At 64.2% G+C, this 17,367-nt stretch carries 13 protein-coding genes; 2 read left to right on the top strand and 11 right to left on the bottom strand.

The annotated features are described in order from the left end of the window. Positions 1 to 17: 17 nt before the first annotated feature. Positions 18 to 2,444, bottom strand: a complete 2,427-nt coding sequence (locus tag AC1RNP_RS09275; RefSeq protein WP_493050960.1) for a TonB-dependent receptor plug domain-containing protein — start codon at positions 2,442 to 2,444, stop codon at positions 18 to 20. Between the two features lie 157 nt (positions 2,445 to 2,601). Here AC1RNP_RS09275 and AC1RNP_RS09270 point away from each other — a divergent pair, with 157 nt between their 5' ends. Then, positions 2,602 to 2,898: a hypothetical protein gene (locus AC1RNP_RS09270; RefSeq protein ID WP_493050959.1), complete on the top strand. Its 297-nt coding sequence runs from the start codon at positions 2,602 to 2,604 to the stop codon at positions 2,896 to 2,898. A 90-nt stretch (positions 2,899 to 2,988) separates the two neighbouring features. Here the strand turns inward: AC1RNP_RS09270 and AC1RNP_RS09265 are convergent, their stop codons facing one another. Both AC1RNP_RS09265 and AC1RNP_RS09260 read right to left on the bottom strand, forming a co-directional pair. Further along, a complete protein-coding gene (locus AC1RNP_RS09265) occupies positions 2,989 to 3,831 on the bottom strand; it encodes a DUF4349 domain-containing protein (RefSeq protein WP_493050958.1) in 843 nt (280 codons plus the stop codon). 173 nt (positions 3,832 to 4,004) lie between these two features. Then, complete coding sequence (locus AC1RNP_RS09260) at positions 4,005 to 4,364, bottom strand: GFA family protein (RefSeq protein ID WP_493050957.1); 360 nt, start codon at positions 4,362 to 4,364, stop codon at positions 4,005 to 4,007. 156 nt (positions 4,365 to 4,520) lie between these two features. On the opposite strand from AC1RNP_RS09260, the gene AC1RNP_RS09255 reads away from it, so the two are divergent. Further along, on the top strand, positions 4,521 to 6,341 hold the full coding sequence (locus AC1RNP_RS09255; RefSeq protein ID WP_493050956.1) for a DUF885 domain-containing protein: 1,821 nt from the start codon (positions 4,521 to 4,523) through the stop codon (positions 6,339 to 6,341). A gap of 72 nt (positions 6,342 to 6,413) precedes the next feature. Here the strand turns inward: AC1RNP_RS09255 and AC1RNP_RS09250 are convergent, their stop codons facing one another. The 8 genes from AC1RNP_RS09250 to AC1RNP_RS09215 all read right to left on the bottom strand — a co-directional run bounded on the left by AC1RNP_RS09250 (position 6,414) and on the right by AC1RNP_RS09215 (position 17,327). After that, positions 6,414 to 7,160 (bottom strand): response regulator, encoded by a 747-nt coding sequence (locus AC1RNP_RS09250; RefSeq protein WP_493050955.1) that lies wholly within the window; start codon positions 7,158 to 7,160, stop codon positions 6,414 to 6,416. A gap of 62 nt (positions 7,161 to 7,222) precedes the next feature. Next, positions 7,223 to 9,967, bottom strand: a complete 2,745-nt coding sequence (locus tag AC1RNP_RS09245) for a DUF4118 domain-containing protein (RefSeq protein ID WP_493050954.1) — start codon at positions 9,965 to 9,967, stop codon at positions 7,223 to 7,225. 52 nt (positions 9,968 to 10,019) lie between these two features. Continuing rightward, positions 10,020 to 10,610 (bottom strand): potassium-transporting ATPase subunit KdpC, encoded by a 591-nt coding sequence (gene kdpC, locus AC1RNP_RS09240; RefSeq protein ID WP_493050953.1) that lies wholly within the window; start codon positions 10,608 to 10,610, stop codon positions 10,020 to 10,022. A gap of 2 nt (positions 10,611 to 10,612) precedes the next feature. After that, entirely contained in the window at positions 10,613 to 12,658 is a 2,046-nt protein-coding gene (gene kdpB, locus AC1RNP_RS09235; protein ID WP_493050952.1) for a potassium-transporting ATPase subunit KdpB, read from the bottom strand. Positions 12,659 to 12,669: 11 nt separating this feature from the next. Beyond that, complete coding sequence (gene kdpA / locus AC1RNP_RS09230) at positions 12,670 to 14,409, bottom strand: potassium-transporting ATPase subunit KdpA (RefSeq protein ID WP_493050951.1); 1,740 nt, start codon at positions 14,407 to 14,409, stop codon at positions 12,670 to 12,672. Between the two features lie 42 nt (positions 14,410 to 14,451). Beyond that, the gene (locus AC1RNP_RS09225) at positions 14,452 to 14,544 is read right to left on the bottom strand and encodes a potassium-transporting ATPase subunit F (RefSeq protein ID WP_226469742.1); all 93 of its coding nucleotides are present in this window, start codon (positions 14,542 to 14,544) and stop codon (positions 14,452 to 14,454) included. Between the two features lie 13 nt (positions 14,545 to 14,557). Beyond that, positions 14,558 to 15,310, bottom strand: coding sequence for a TorF family putative porin (locus tag AC1RNP_RS09220; protein ID WP_493050950.1), 753 nt, complete (start codon positions 15,308 to 15,310; stop codon positions 14,558 to 14,560). Between the two features lie 166 nt (positions 15,311 to 15,476). Then, entirely contained in the window at positions 15,477 to 17,327 is a 1,851-nt protein-coding gene (locus AC1RNP_RS09215) for an ABC transporter ATP-binding protein (protein WP_493050949.1), read from the bottom strand. Between the last annotated feature and the right edge of the window lie 40 nt (positions 17,328 to 17,367).

Below are 17,367 nucleotides of genomic sequence, written 5' to 3'. Positions count from 1 at the left end.
ACGCCTTGCCAATACCGTCAGAACTTGTACCAGAAGCGCGCGAAGTAAGCCCGGCCGTTGAGACCGAACTGCACACTCTCGTAGACATGCCCGTTGTCGGTCTCGTTCGGATCCTGCTTGGTCGGGAACACATCGAAGATGTTGGTCGCACCGACCGTCAGCTTGGCGCGCTCGTTGAAGGCATAGGTAAGGCTGAGATCGGCTGACGTCTTGGCCTCGTAGCGCTGGTTCGGCACCCCGCCCGACGTGCCCGAGAACGTACCGAGCGTCTGCGATCCGAAGTAGATCACCTTCAGGTTCGGATTCCACGCGCCGTAGGTGTAGTCGAAACCGATCACGGCCTTGGTGCGGGGGGCGCCGTTCTCAATGAAGAGACGGTCACGCTCCGGCAGGAAGGTATCCTCGCGCCCGGCCAGCGCCGCCGGCAGGTTCACCTTGGTCACTTCAGTCTTGTTGTAGCTGGCGCCGAGATAACTGTTGAGTTTGCCACCCCACAGCTCGGTGTCGTGCGTCAGCGTGAGGTCCACGCCCTGCGTCTTGGTGTCCACGGCGTTGGCGAAGAAGCGCGCCGAGCCGACCTGCAATTCCTGCAGGATCGGCGCAATCGGATTATCCGGATCGTCCGCCCTGAAATCACCACCCAGCACCACGCGATCGTCGATGTCGATGCGATAGGCATCCAACGTCAGCGACAGGTTGTCGCTGGGCGTCCAGGTGAAGCCGAGCGTGGCGCTCTCGGAGGTTTCTTCCTTGAGTTGCGGAAGACCGGCCAGCCGCACCAGTTCGCTGTCGTTGGCCGCGATCACGATGTCCTCCGGCGTGCCGCTGGCGAACTCGGTGATCGTCGAGGAGAAATACTTCTGCTGCAACGACGGCGCGCGGAACCCGGTGCTCACCGAACCGCGCAGCAACAGGTTGTCGGTGGCGCGGAAGGCGAGTGCCAGCTTGCCGTTGACCGTGGAACCGAAGTCGCTGTAGTCCTCGTAACGCGCTGCGGCTGCGATCAGCAAGCGTTCGGTGACATCGAGTTCGACGTCGACATACCCCGCCCAGCTGTCGCGGCTCTTGTCGGTGACATCGCCCGGCTGGAAGCCCGGAAACCCCTGGCTTCCAGGATTGCCACCGCCGGCACCATCGTAATCGGCGTAGGAACCCGGCACGCCGGCGCGAATGCGGTAGTTCTCCTCGCGACGCTCGACGCCGAAGGCCACGTTCAATCCTTTCAGCACACCATCGAAATAGCGGGAGACGTCGAAGTTGGTGGTGTTCTGCTCAAACGAGAACCCGCCTGCGTCGAAGCTGTCGGGGCTGATGCCGCGACCGCCGTTCTGCAGATCGAGATTGGCGATGGAGGCGTTGATCGTGTGGTTGATGGTGTAGCGCAGTTCGTTGTAGCCGTAGGTGTGCGACAGGTCCCAATGCCAGGCACCGGCGTCACCGCGCGCGCCGAGGATGGCGTAGCGGTCTTCCAGATCACCGTCGATAAAGGGCACGAAGCCATCGGGATACATCGCCGCCGAATTGCGCGAAGGGATGTCGTCGGAACCGATACCGCCACGCGCGAACGCCGCCGAGGAGGCCGCGCGGCTCTGGATGCCGACAGTGAAGTATGCCTCGCTGGATTCACCGAGCGGCATGTCGCCGTTGAGGTAGACGGTTTTGTTCTTGACCTTGCTGTCGCCGATGATGCGCAGCGGATTGACGTCGGTCGAGCGGTTGGAGCGGCCGCGATCCTGCCATTCGCCGGTCACCGAGAGACCGCCGCCCATCGAGAATTCCAGGCCGCAATACGCAGACGCCAGCCAGTTATCACCGTCGCCGCGCGAATACTGGCCCCAGCCGACGATCGTCTCGCATCCGGGCCGGCGCTTGAGCGCGATGTTCATCACGCCAGCGATGGCGTCGGAACCGTACTGCGCCGCGGCGCCATCGCGCAGAATCTCGACACGCTCGATCGCCAGCAGCGGAATCGCATTGAGATCGGTGCCGGTATTGCCGCGATTGCGCGCGCCGTAGATGTTGACCAGCGAGACGGTGTGGTGGCGCTTGCCGTTGACCAGCACCAGCGTCTGGTCGGAGCCGAGGCCACGCAGGGCGGCGCCGTCGATCAGGTCGGCGCCATCGGCGCCGGTCTGGCGGGTGGAGGTGAAGGAAGGCGCGGTGTACTGCAGCGTCTGCGCCAGATCGAACTGCGCGCCCTGCTCAGCCGCCTTCTCCATCGGGATTACGTCCACCGGCACCGGTGTTTCCGTGTCCGAGGAACGTTGCACGCGACGCGAACCCAGCACGCTGACGGTGCCGAGCGTTTTCGCCTGCGTCTCCTCTCCCTGCTGCGTTGCCGCGGCCGCGGCTTCCTGCGCTGCTGCCGGTGCCGCCATGGCGGCGGCGATCAGTCCGAGGGTCAACGTTCCCGCCCCACGGCCCGTCTTGCGAATCGACCTCATGCCACTCTCCCCGATGGAAAAAAATCCCCCCGGGGATGCAGCCTAACGAAATTTTTGCAGATTGTCCCGGCGTGGCCGTCCACACGGCCCGCCATCACACCGACTTAGCCCCACCGTGCCTAGCCTGCGGCCATCCCACGATGGGCGAGGTCAGAACATGTCCCTGCTCCGTATCCGACTCACCGGCAGCGACGATGCCGTGCGCGCGGTGATGAACCTGCTGCAGAGCCTGGACGGCATCGAGCACGTGGAGGAGATCGACGATCTGATGCCGCACATGGACGATGTCGACTCCAGTTCCGCCGGACTCAGCGATGTCGAAGGACCGCAGGTCCACGAGATCGAAATCGACGTGCCGAATCCTTCCACCGAGCGCAGGGTTCGCGACGCGGTGGAAGTGCTGGCGTTCGATCTCGATGCGCTGGTCGAGTTCGAGGACGATGAGGACGAATAAGCCCGGGAGGATCGACACGCACCTCCTGGGCCATCCGAGCCCGCCGCACATCACCTCGGCGAAACCCGAGTGACGTGTGACGAGTCTCGCTTATTGATGCTTGCGCCTGCGCATCCGCCGCACCACGACCACGAGCACGGTCAGCAGCACCGCAAGCGGAATCAGGAACGCGAATGCGCGGATCAGCCATGCCGTGCCCGAGGAGAGGATTTCTCCGAAATCGCGGAACGCCTGTCCGATCTCGCTGCGACCGCTCTCCCCGCCTGGCGGCTGGAAGTTCAAGGTCAACAGCTGCGTATCGATCCTGCGCTTGTGCTGCGCGCCTTCCTGCTCGGCCGCTTCCAGCTGCGCTTCGGATTCCGCGATCTGCTTCGACAGCGCGATCATGTCGGCGACGGCGAGATCGCGGCGCTCCTGGAATTCCCGCAAGCGTTCGAGTTCCTTGCGCAGCCGCGTCTGCGCGACATTGTTGTCGCGCACGACCACGGCGAGATCCTCGGCACGCGTGCTGCGATTGCCCAGTTCGGCGTCCGCGCTGGCCAGCTTGATCATCGGTTCGACGCCCGCCGGCACGATCCGCACTGTCAGGCTCCCGCCGGGCAACGCGTCACCTCCGCGCTGGCTGACATTGAGCACGACGCATTCGCCGAACTTGCTGTTGTTGCAGGCGGCCTGCGCGGCCTGAAGGCGGGCCGGAATCTCGCCGGCCGGCAACCGGATCTCGACATCGTGTTCGTAGGCCAGCATTGCCCTTTCGCGAGCGGCGCTCGCCGCACCGTTCGCGGCGGCATCCGCCATCGCCACTTCACGCATCGGAGCGGAAGCCGCTGTCGCATACCCGCCCCCCAGCACTGCCGCTTCCTCATGCTTGCTGCAGGCGGCGAGCAAGCCCATCGCCAGCAACGGTACGGCCCACTTCACGGTGTCGCGCATTTCGTTCTCCCGAAGTCCACGCCTGATGACGTATCGCCGCTGCCAACGCTCGACACCGGCAAACGGGGTTATCCGCGCCTGTTGGCCCGCATCGGCCAATGGCCATCTGCGCCCTGATCGCTGCCGCCTCTCCCGCAGGGATATCGGGTCAACCAAACGGTATTTCCGTAATGCTAGTAACTGGCGCCATCGAAATGCGTCACCTTCACGGCCGACAGATCGACATCCGGCAGGCAACGCAGGTTCACCATCGTCATTTTCGCGCCCGTCGTCGGATTCTCGGCTTCGCTGAAAGGCGCGACACCGCATTTCGGGCAGAAATGATGCTGGATGTGATGCTTGTTGAAGGTATAGGTGCCCATCTCCGCTTCCGGTGTCGTCAGCGTCAGGGCTTCACGCGGGAACGCGGCGAGCAAGGCGCCTTTCCGGCGACACATCGAGCAATTGCAATCGATCGCTTCATCGACCTTGCCAGCATCGCCGTCGAGATCGAAAGCGATCGCGCCGCAATGGCAGCTCCCCTGATATTTCATGATGCGCTCTCCAGCAAGTCATGGGGCTTACAAGATACGCTTTCGGACTTCCGGTCGCACCTATTGCACTTGCGCGCTGCGCATGCGCTGCCGCAGGCTATCGGCCGCGCGCCGGCGCTCGCGTCCGCGCCCCATTCGTCGCTTCCGGAACCCGCAATGCATAAACATTTGTTGCCCCTCGCCCTTCTGACCGTCGCGCTGGCCGCTTGCCAGCCGCAATCCCAGAATGCCGCGCCCGCCGACAGCGGGAAGCCCGAATCCGCCACAGCCACGCAGCCTTCGCAGGCCGATCGCGCTTTCGCCGACCTCTCCAAGCGCTGGCTCGAAGGCTGGCTGCAGCTGAACCCGATCAACGCCACACAGGTTGGCGATCATCGCTTCGACAGTGAAGTCGACGACCTCAGCGCCGCTGGCCGGCAGAAGGCGCTGGAGTTCAACAAGAAACTCCTCGCCGAGCTGGATGCCATCGACGCCAAGCAACTCTCGCGCGAGAACCAGGTCGACGCGCTGATCCTGCGCAACCAGCTGCAGGGCGACATCTGGAGCACCGACACCCTGCAGAGCTGGGCCTGGGATCCGCAGATCTACAGCGGCCTGGCGGGCGGCGCGATCTACAACCTGATGGCGCGCGAATTCGCACCGATTCCGGAGCGACTGAAATCCGCGACCGTGCGCATGGGCAAGATCCCGGGATTGTTCGCACAAATGCGCGAGAACCTCGATCCGGCGCGCGTACCCAAGATCCACGCCGAAACCGTGGCGAAGCAGAACAACGGCCTGCTGGAACTGATCGACCAGTTCATCACGCCGAACGCCGACAAACTTTCGGGTGATGACCGCAAGCAGCTCGACGACGCAGTGGCCGCCCTGCGCAAGGCCGTCGCCGAACAGCAGACCTGGCTCGACAAGACGCTCGTCCCCAACGCCAAGGGCGACTTCCGCATCGGCGCGGCGAACTACGACCAGAAGCTGAAGTTCTCGCTCAATTCAGCGCTGTCCCGCACCGAGATCCGCCAGCGCGCCGAAGCCGAGATGAAGCGCGTGCGCGAGGAAATGTACGGCATCGCGCAAACCGTGCTGAAGGACAAGCCCAACGCGCCCGAGATGCCGGCGCAGCCCACGCCCGAGCAACAGCAGAAGGCGATCGAGGCCGCGCTCGAACTGGCCTACCAAGAGCATCCCAAGCGCGATCAGGTCGTCGATTTCGCCAAGCAGACGCTGGCACAGGCCACCGCCTTCACGCGCGAGAAGAATCTCGTTACCGTGCCGAACGATCCGGTCAAGATCATCCTGATGCCGGAATTCCAGCGCGGATTCTCCGTGGCCTACTGCGATTCTCCTGGACCGCTCGACAAGGGCCTGGACACTTATTACGCGATTTCTCCGATTCCGGATGACTGGAGCGATGAGCAGGTCGAATCGTTCCTGCGCGAATACAACAACCGCATGATCCACCTGCTGTCGATCCACGAGGCGATGCCCGGGCATTACCTCGAGGGCGCGCATTCGGCGCAGTTCCCATCGACACTGCGGGCGGTGCTGCGCTCGGGCCTGTTCGCGGAAGGCTGGGCCGTCTACACCGAGAAAATGATGACCGATGCCGGTTATCTCGGCGGCGATCCGCTGTTCAAGCTGGTGCAGCTGAAGTTCTATCTGCGCACGATCTCCAACGCCATCCTCGACCAGGGCGTGCACGTGGACGGCTGGACGCGCGAGCAGGCGATGGAACTGATGACCAAGCAAGCGTTCCAACAAGAACGCGAAGCGGCCGGCAAGTGGGTACGCGCGCAACTGTCGTCGACGCAGCTGCCGACGTATTTCGTCGGCGTGCAGGAACACTTCGATACGCGTAAGGCCGTCGAGGCCAAGCTCGGCGACAAGTTCAACCTGAAGGCCTACAACGACAAGGTACTGTCCTACGGCGCGCCGCCGGTGCGGTTCGTGCGGCAGCTGATGCTGGATCAGCCCATCGAGTGAGGGGTAGAACCTGCACTGCCCCAACCCCTCTCCTGCTCGCAGGAGAGGGGTTTTAGTGATGTCGTTCTTGTTTCAACCCTTGTCCCGCTCGCGGGAAGAGGATTGGGATGTAGCCTCGATGAATCGCAGCCCCACTCCGGGCTCGGTGGCGATATAGCGCGGCGACGAAGCGTCATCTCCAAGCTTCTGCCGCAGTTTCCCGACGAGGATACGCAGGTAATGCGTGTCCTCCTGATGCGTCGGACCCCAGACCTCGCGCAGCAATTGCGGTTGCGTGACCACGCGGCCGGCATTGCGCAGCAACAGCGATAACAACGCAAATTCCTTGCGCGTCAGGGAAACGGCCTCGCCCGACAGGCGCACCTCGCGACGCGCCAGATCGATATGCAGCGTGCCATCGTCGAACTGCGGCAGCGATTCGGACGGCGCGGCATGCAGGCGCAGCAGATTGCGCACGCGCGCCATCAACTCCTGGATTCCGAACGGCTTGGTCACATAATCGTTCGCACCGCCGTCGAGCGCGGACACCTTCTCCGCCTCGCCCGCGCGCACGGTGAGCATGATCACCGGCACCTGCGACCATTCGCGCAGCGTGCGCAGGACTTCATGCCCGTCCAGATCGGGCAGGCCGAGATCCAGGATCACCAGGTCCGCGCCGTGCGTGGCAAGCGCGGACAGGCCGTTCTTGCCGTTCTCGGCAAGCTCCACGCCATATCCCTGCGAGCGCAGGCTGATGTCGAGAAAACGTCGGATCTGCGGCTCGTCGTCGATCACCAGGATGCGCGCCGGAGGCACGGAAGCAGTGGTTTCATTGCTCATGCGGCACCTCGAAGCACATGCTTTTCCTGCTTGCCGGGGAAGGACGATTCGCTTGCGGAACTTTACTGATCTCCATGCGGCAGTCTGTCTTGTTCCTCGGAGCGTGGCGGCTCGATCAACGGCAATGTAATGCGGATGATAGTGCCGCGCCCGTCAAGGCCAGGTAAGGCCTCCACCTCGCCGCCATGCGCGCCAATCATGCCACGCGTGATCGTCAATCCGAGGCCGGTACCCTCGCGACCGCGATCGCCACGCTCCACGCTGTAGAACATGTCGAAAATGCGACGGCGTTCCTCTTCCGGAATGCCAGGGCCGCGATCGCGCACATCGATGCGCAGGATCTGTCCCGTGCCCCATCCTGTCGCCTGCGCGGGATTCGCCACAGAATTCACCAGCCGCGCCTCGACGCCGATCGCTTCGCCAGGCGGCGAGAACTTGGCCGCGTTCTCCATCACGTTGAACAGCGCCTGCTCGATCAGGGCCGGATGCACCCAGATCGGCCGCAGCCCGTCGGCGAGAGCGACATCGAAACGCACGCCGGGCTGATAACGCTGCAGGCGCGTCATCGCCGATCCGATCAGTTCGTCCACACCGATCCAATCGCGGTTGAGCGACAGGCCGCCGTGACCGAGGCGCGTCATGTCGAGCAGATTCTGGATGTAGCGATCCAGGCGCTCGCCTTCCAGACGGATCGTTTCGAGCAGGCCATGGCGATCCTCCGGCCCCATCGCCTCGCCATAACTGTCGAGACTGCTGGCCGCGCCGATGATCGAGGCCAATGGCGAGCGCAGGTCATGCGATACCGACGACAACAGCGCCGAACGCAAGCGTTCGGTTTCCTCGCTGACCCGCGCCGCTTCCAGATCACCGACCAGATGTGTGCGCAATACGGCTTGCGCGATGTCGTCGACCATCGCCTCGGCAAGCCGGCGGCGTTCCGCGCCAAGCGTGGCCGCGTGTTCGCCGAAGCGCAGTCCGACCACGCCCTGCGCTCCAGACAAGCCACGCCCCTCGTGTTCGCCCGGCAATGGCAGGAACCACCAATCCGACGCCGAAAGCGTGTCGGTGAAACGCCCTGCCGGCTGGCGATTGCGCAATGCCCAGTCGGCGGCGGCGCGATCCTTGTCGCTCGGCGCGGGAATGCCAGAAGGAATGTCGTCGCGCTCGCCCAACCGGATCCAGACAGCGGCATCCAGTGATCTGCGGAAAGCCGCGCGCGCGGCCTGCATCACCTGTCCCAGGTCGGCGGCGCTGGCCAGTTGCCGGCCCAACTCCTGCAACGCGATCGCATGCGCATTCGCCGCACGCAACGCGATCACCTGCTGGCGCAACCGCGATGCCAGACGTCCGGCGACAACGGCCGCCATCAGGAACAGCAACACCGTGACCAGACCCTGGCGCGCACCGATGAAGAACGTGAAGCGCGGTTCGATGAAGAAGAAGTTGTAGGCGAGGAAGCACAAGACCGCGGCCAGCATCGCCGAACGCATGCGCGTGCGCGCGGCCACCAGCAGCACCGCGACGATGAACACCATCGACAGGTCGTCGAGCCCCACCCAGCGCTCGGCCAATGCCGCGAATCCCGTGGCCAGGGCGCTTCCCAGCACCGCGATGGCGGTATCGCTCCAGGTCGACTTGCTCACGCCGATGCGGTCGCGCAGCCGGCGCCGCGACTGCGCTCTCGCCTCCGGCGTGCTGATGATGGTCAGCTCCAGATGCGCACCGCGCTGCAGCAGCTGCTGCGTCAGCGTGCGGTTGATCATGCGCGCCCACGGGCGCTCGCGTGTGCGGCCGAGCACGATGGTGGAAGCACCGTTCTGCCCGGCGTGATCCAGCAACGCGTCGACAATGCTGTTGCCGTGCAGCACCACGGCCTCGCCGCCGAGCCTGCGTGCCAGTGCGAAAGCGCGATCGATTTCGCGTTGCACGTCCTCGCCCTGTGCGCGGCCACGATTCACCGTCACCACGATCCACGGCGCCGCGCGCCGCTCGGCGATGCGCCGCCCCACTCGCACCAGATATTCGGACTGCCCATGACCATCGACCGCGATCATCACGCTGCGGCGCAGGCTGACACCCGGGAGGCCGCGCGCGACTTGCGTCTCACGCAGATCGCTGTCGACGCGATCGGCCGCGGTCTGCATCGCCAGTTCGCGCAGCGCGGCCAGATTCGAGGGCGAGAAGAACGCCTGCAACGCCTGCAGCGCCTGCTCGGGGACGTAAACCTTGCCGTCCTTCAGGCGTTGGATCAGTTCACGCGGCGGCAGATCGACCAGTACGATGTCGCGCAGGCGATCGAACACGCTGTCCGGCACCGTCTCGCTGACACGCACGCCGGTGATGCGGTGCACGACATCGTTGAGGCTTTCCAGGTGCTGGATGTTGATCGTGGTGTAGACGTCGATCCCGGCGTCGAGCAACTCGTTCACGTCTTGCCAGCGCCGCTCGTGACGGCTGCCGGGCGCATTGCGATGGGCGAGCTCGTCCACCAGCACGACGGCGGGCTTTCGCAAGATTAGTGCGTCGAGATCGAGTTCCTCCAGCGTAGTACCGCGGTGGGGAATCTTCTTCCGCGGCATCTGCTCCAGACCGTCGAGCAGCGCGGCGGTCTCGACGCGGCCATGCGTTTCGATGATGCCGGCGACGACATCGACGCCCTGCTTCTTCAGCTCGCGCGCGCGCGACAGCATGGTGTAGGTCTTGCCGACACCGGGCGCGGCGCCGAGGAAGATCGTCAGCCGACCCGCGCCCTGGCGGCGGAGTTCACCGACGAGGGCGTCGGCCTGGGCTTGGCGCGGGTCTGTCATGGGCTAATTGTGCGCTATTCGAGCCCCTCTCCCGAAGGGAGACGGGAAAGCGTCACCGCCGGGCATCCAGGGCAAGATTCAGTTCGAGCACATTGACACGCGGCTCGCCCAGCACACCGAACTGCCGCCTGCGCGTATGTTCATCGACCAGCTTTGCGACGACGTCCGGCGCCAAGCCGCGCGCCTTGGCGACGCGCGCGATCTGCACCCGCGCACCGGCGGGCGAGATGTCGGGATCGAGACCACCGCCCGACTGGGTCGCCAGTTCCGCCGGCACATCCGCCGCGACGATGCCTTCGCGTGCCGCCACCGCGGCCACCGTCTCCTCGATGCGCTTGCGCAGATCCGGATTGGTGCGTGCCTGGTTGCTACCGGCGGCAGCCATCGGATCGTAGTTCGCGGCGGAAGGACGCGGCTGGAAATAACGTGCATCCGTAAATGGCTGCGCCACCAGCGCCGAACCAACGATGACGCCATCGCGCTCGACAAGGCTGCCGGTCGCCTGCGCGGGAAACAGTGCGCGGCCAAGGCCAGTTCCGGCCAGGGAATACAGCAGGCCGGCGCCGATCAGTGTGGCGGCGGCAAGAGCGACCGACCCGCGCAGCAGGCGGCCATCATCCAGCGATTGAAGGGAGGGATTCATAATCAGGCTCCAAACAGGACGAGCAGCATGTCGATCAACTTGATCGCGGCGAACGGCAGGATCACGCCACCGACGCCGTACAGCAGCATGTTCCGGCGCAACAACACCACGGCGTTGGCGGGCTTGAAGCGCACGCCGCGAAGCGCCAGCGGGATCAGGGCCGGAATGATCAACGCGTTGAAGATCAGCGCCGCCAGCACCGCATTCGACGGGCTCGACAGACGCATGACGTTGAGCGCGGCGATCTGCGGCAACGCGGCCGCGAACAGCGCCGGCAGGATGGCGAAATACTTCGACACATCGTTGGCCAGCGAGAACGTGGTCAGCGCGCCGCGAGTGATCAGCTGCTGCTTGCCGACCTCGACCACGGCCAGCAGCTTGGCCGGATCACTATCGAGATCGACCATGTTGCCGGCTTCCTTCGCCGCCTGCGTGCCGGAATTCATCGCCAGGCCGACGTCGGCCTGCGCCAATGCCGGCGCGTCGTTGGTGCCGTCGCCCACCATCGCCACGAGGCGGCCGCGGGCCTGCTCCTCACGGATCTTGGCGAGCTTGTCCTCCGGCTTGGCCTCGGCGATGTAATCGTCGACACCCGCCTCGGCGGCGATCGCAGCGGCGGTGAGCGGATTGTCGCCGGTGATCATCACCGTCTTCACGCCCATCGCGCGCAGCCGCGCGAAACGCTCCTTCACGCCATGCTTCACCACATCCGACAGTTCCACCACACCGAGAACATGCTTGCCTTCGGCCACCACCAGCGGCGTCGCGCCGCCGCGCGCGACCTGGGCCACGCGGCCCTCAAGCTCCGGCGAGACAACGCCACCTTGTGCGAGCACATGCTTGCCGATCGCATCTCCCGCGCCCTTGCGGATCACGCGATCCCCCACGTCCACGCCCGACATGCGCGTCTGCGCCGTGAACTGCATGTAGTCCGCCCGCTCGGGCTCCGCCACATCGCAGCCCTGCTCTCGAGCCAGCTTCACGATCGATTTGCCTTCCGGCGTTGGATCTGCGAGCGAGGACAGCAACGCCGCCTCGCGCAGTTGCTCGATGTCGATGCCGGCCATCGGATGGAACGCGGTGGCCTGGCGATCGCCGTGCGTGATCGTGCCGGTCTTGTCGAGCAGCAGCACGTCGACGTCCCCTACCACTTCCACCGCCTTGCCAGATTTCGCCAGCACGTTGGCGGACAGCGCCCGATTCATGCCGGCGATGCCGATCGCTGGCAAGAGGCCGCCGATCGTCGTCGGAATCAGGCACACCAGCAGCGCGATCAACAGCAGCGGATCGACCTTGACGCCAACGAAGGCGCCGATCGCCGGCAGCGTCACCACCACAATCAGGAAGGTGAGCGTCATTGCAGCCAACAGCATCGTCAGCGCGATCTCGTTCGGCGTTTTCTGCCGATTGGCACCTTCCACGAGGGCGATCATGCGGTCGAGGAAGCTCTGACCGGGTTCGGCCGTGACCTTGATCAAAACCTCGTCGGACAGCACCTTGGTGCCGCCGATGACGCCGGAACGATCGGTGCCGGCCTCGCGCAGCACGGGTGCGGATTCGCCGGTGACGGCGGACTCGTTGATCGTCGCCACGCCCTTGATGATCTCGCCATCGGCGGGGATCAGTTCACCCGCCGAGACGATCACCAGATCGCCTGGACGAAGTTCCGCCGCCGCGATCTTGCTTTCCTTGCCCGGAAGCTTGGTATCGACGCGACGCGCGATCAGATCCTTGCGCGCACGGCGCAACGATGCCGCTTGGCCACGACCACGCGCCTCGGCGATCGCTTCGGCGAAATTTCCGAACAACACCGTGACGAACAGGATCAGCGTCACCGCCCAGCCGAAGCCGGCCGGCGCCTGCCCCGCGATCGTGATGATCGCGGCCAGTAGCGTGCCGCCGAAGACCACCGCCATCACCGGGCTCTTGACCAGCGCGCGCGGCGAAAGCTTGAGGAAACTGTCGCGCAGTGCGCTGCGCAGCGCGACACTGTCGACCAGTGCCGGATGGTCGCGGCGTGTCTTTTGCTGTGGAGAAGTTGTATTCATGGCGTCGTTACTCAATGCACGGCAAGCGACAGATGGTCGGCGACCGGCCCCAGCACCAGTGCCGGCATGAACTGCAGCACCGTGAGGATGGCGATCACCGCGACCAGTGTCAGCGCGAAGGTCGGGGTTTCGATATGCAGGCTGCCGGCGCTTTCCGGCGCCTGCCGCTTGCGGGCAAGCTTGGCGGCCACGATCAGCGGCACGATCAGCGCGGGATAACGGCCAAGCAGCAGTACCGCGACGCAGCTCAGGTTCCACCAGTAGGTGTTATCACCCAAGCCCTCGAAACCGGAACCGTTGTTGGCGAAGGCCGAGGTGTACTCGTAGAACACCTGGCTGATGCCGTGGAATCCCGGGTTGGAGTTGCCGGTGATCGACGGAATCGCCAGCGCTATCGCGGTGAATCCGAGTACCACCAATGGCTGCAGCAGGATCAGCAACGCCAACAATCGGACTTCCGGCGCCTCGATCTTGCGGCCGAACAGTTCCGGCGTGCGGCCCGTCATCAGGCCGGCGAGGAACACGCTCAGCAGCAGGTAGACAATGAACTGCTGTAGACCGCAGCCGATTCCACCCCAGATCGCGTTCACCAGCATGTCGACCATCGCCACACCGCCGGTGAGCGGGCTGAGCGAATCGTGCATAGCGTTGACCGAGCCATTCGAGGTTTGCGTGGTGACCGCCGCCCACAACGCCGAAGCATCGGCACCGAAGCGCGTCTCCTTGCCCTCCATCAATGCGATGTCGGTACTCGTTGCGGAATGGGCTTCCGACCAGATCGCGATCGAAGTCGACAGCACCGACATCAGCAGCATCGAACCGAAAACCAGTACCGTGAACTTACGCCGCCTCGTGAACGGCCCGACCATGAAGGCCACCGCTATCGGGATCAGGATGATCGCGAGCGTTTCCAGCAGATTGGACAGCGGTGTCGGATTCTCCAGAGGCACCGCGCTGTTGGGGCCATACCAGCCGCCGCCATTGGTGCCGAGCTGCTTCACCGCCACCATCGGCGCCACCGGGCCAAGCGGAATCTTCTGCTCCTTCATGCCCGCGCTGGTATCCACGGGAACGGCGCTTGGCCCACTCTGCAACGTCGCGGGCACGCCCTGGCTCGCGAGGAGGAGGCTCCACACCAGACAGATCGGCAGCATGAAGCGCACCGTCGCGCGCACCACATCGACAAAATAGTTGCCGACATCGACATCGCCACTGGTTTCACGATGGCCTTCCTCGGCCTTTCCGTCAGCGGCACGCGAATCGCGTCCGCCAAACAGTGCCCGCAGTGTGGCCACGACGAGGGCAAGCCCCATCATCGGCGTCACCACTTGCAAGCCGACGATGCCCACCATCTGCGACAGGTACGACAGCTGCGCCTGCCCCGAATAATGCTGCTGATTGGTGTTGGTGAGGAACGACACCATCGTGTGCAGCGCCAGATCCCAGCGCATGTTCGGAACGGCATCCGGATTCAGCGGCAGCCAGACCTGGGTCATGAACTGCGCCCAGACGACCAGGCCCACGACCAGATTGCTGATCAGGAAGGCCAAGGCATAGCCGCGCCAGGACATGCCGCGGGCATGGCCGTTCGCATCGAAGCGAATGCCCAATAGGGCGTACAACGGTTTTTCGATGAACCCGAATACGCGATCGATGCGCATCGGCGTACCACGCATCACCGCGGCCAGGTAGCGCCCCAAGGGCCAACCCAGCACGATGGCGAGCGCGAAGATCAATACTGCTTCAGTCATGACGGAATCTCATTGGAGACATCCTTGTTCCCGGCGCTTCGCTCAGAAGCGCTCGGGGAACAGGATCACGAACAGCAGGTAGGCACCTGCGACGATGACGGCAATGCCGCACAACAATGCAAGCCAGCCAGGCATGGCACTACTCCTCTCAGAATGACGCTTGCAGGGCCGCTTCAATGCGGCTGCCTGCGTATTTGTCGCCGAAGAAATCCTTTGCTTTCGAATCGGTCCCGTGCGCGGTCAAACGCGCTTCGATGAGAGGACCGGAGTCGGCTTTGGCGAAGGCCCAGATCGCACTCAGCGAGCCGTGCGTGTAATCGTCGTCACGGCGATCATCGTTGAGATCCTTGAGCGCGTAGTGCGCCAGCGTGGCTTCGAACCGCAACCGGTCGTTGACGGGCAGGCGCGCGCCGACAAGACCATAGACCCCGCTTTCGTCGTAGCCGAGCGCCTCATTGGATACTCCGAGCGAAGCCCAATAGTTGTTCTTCCAGGTGACGGTTCCGTTGAGCTCGGTCCAATTGAGATCCGTGGTGGTCGACGGATAGGCGTAATGCAGGACGTTGACGTCGAGCGCCCAATCCTCGGCGACATTGCCGCTCCAGCCGACCGTGAAATCGAATTCGCTGCTGGCGTGGGTCTCGGGCGCGAACTCGACGTTCGAGCCCCAGACCGAACCATAGAAGCCGGAATCGCCGGCGATCTTGAAACCGGCCTGTATCGCCGGGTCACCCTGGGTCTGGGTGGTGCCGCGCCACACGTAATCGGTGGTCAGCGCGGCAGTGCCGCTGACGGTCACCGCATCGGCGCGAAAGGCAGCCGAGAACGACAAGATACCTGCACAAGCCACTGCGAGCGTCATTGGAGCGACGCGGCGGCCGGAAAATGTCTGGGACAACATGCTTGTTTCCGAATGAAAACTGCCCCGATCGGGCACGGTGAAATTTTCGTTCGGACGCACGTAAAGCCGATATGTGCCGCACCATCCAGCCCCGTAAATTCGGCGTAAATCCTTGGCCGTTTCGCGTAATCTTCAGCCGGGAATCAAGTTCCCGGCTCCGGAATCCTCAGGCCTCCACCGCCACGAACCCACCTGTCTGGCGCCGCCACAGGCGCGCATACAGACCATCCCGCTCGATCAACTCGGCATGCGTGCCGGTTTCGACGATGTGTCCCTGATCCATCACCACCAGACGATCCATGCGCGCGATGGTCGACAACCGGTGCGCGATTGCGATCACCGTCTTGCCTTCCATCAACGTGTCCAGGTTGTCCTGGATCGCGGCCTCGACTTCCGAGTCGAGCGCGGACGTTGCCTCATCCAGCAGCAGGAGCGGCGCATTCTTCAGCAGCACGCGCGCGATGGCGATGCGCTGGCGTTGCCCGCCCGACAGTTTCACGCCGCGCTCGCCGACCATCGCTTCGTAGCCGGTATGGCCCTCGCCATCGACCAGCGAGGCGATGAAGCTCTCTGCACGCGCGCTTCGCACGGCGGCCTCCACTTCGGCCTCGCTCGCGCCCGGGCGGCCGTACAGCAGGTTGTCGCGAATGGAGCGATGCAGCAGTGACGTGTCTTGCGTCACCACGCCGATCTGTCCGCGCAGGCTTTCCTGGGTGACGCCGGCGATGTCCTGCCCGTCGATCAGGATGCGGCCGGCCTCCAGGTCATACAGCCGCAGCAACACGTTGACCAGCGTCGACTTTCCGGCACCCGACGGCCCGACCAGGCCGATGCGCTCACCGGGTTTCACCGTCAGTTCGAGCCCCGCGATCACCCCACCCCTGCTATCATGGGGCATGCGGCCGTAGTGGAAATGGATATCCTCGAAACGCACTTCGCCGCGCGTGACCTGCAGTGGCTTCGCATCTTCCCGATCGATCACCGTGTGCGGCTGCGCCACGGTCTGCATGCCATCCTGCACCGTGCCGATCGCCTCGAAGATGCCGTTCACCACCCACATGATCCATCCGGACATGTTGTTGATGCGGATCACCAGGCCTGTCGTCAATGCAATCGCGCCGGTGGTGATCGCGCCCTTGCTCCACAGCCACAGCGCCAGGCCGGACGTGCTCACGATCAGCAGTCCGTTGAGACAGGTGATACTGAAATCCATGGCCGTGGTCAGGCGCGTCATGCTGCGCAGCTTGTCGGCGTTGTCGGCAACGGCCTCGGCCACATAGGCATCCTCGCGCTCGACGTGCGGGAACAATTTGAGCGTGGCGATGTTGGTGTATCCATCCACCACGCGCCCCATGAAACGGGAGCGCGCCTGCGAAGCCAGCCACGACCGCTCTTTCGTCCTCGGCACGAAGAATGCCAGTAGCGCCACGTAGCCGACCGCCCACACCGCCAGAGGCAGCATCAGCCAGGGATCGGCCTGCGCGAACAGCACCAGCGCGGTTCCCGTGTAGATCAGCACGTGCCAAATCGCATCGACCACCTGCACCGCCGATTCCCGCAACGACGCACCGGTCTGCATGATGCGGTTGGCGATGCGTCCGGCATAGTCGTTCTGGAAGAACGACAGGCTCTGCCGCACCACGTAGCGGTGTTGCTGCCAGCGCACGCGCGCGGTGAATCCTGGCACCAGCGCCTGGTTCACCAGGAGGTCGTGCAGGCTGAACAGGATTGGCCGTGCGATCAAGGCGACGAAGGCCATCCACATCAATTCACGGCCATGGCTCGTGAAGAAATCCTCGGACGGCGCGGCGTTGGCGAGATCGATCAGCCGGCCGAGGAATTCGAACAGCGCGACTTCCACCAGCGCGCCGAAGAATCCCAGCACGCACACCGTCGCGAGAATGCCCTTCACCTGCCGCAGGTAGTGCCAGTAGAAGCGCCACACGCTGCGCGGCGGCATCTCGTCGCCGGTCTTGGCGAAGATGTCGATGAGGGACTCGAACCGGCGGAAGATCATGTGCGACTCCTTTGCAGCCCCGGATTATCTCATCCAGCGC

The sequence above is a fragment of the Luteimonas sp. GW821-FHT14E02 genome (genome assembly GCF_058803905.1).
Note: the sequence above shows the minus strand (reverse complement) of the source record. Positions and strands in the feature narration are given on the sequence as shown.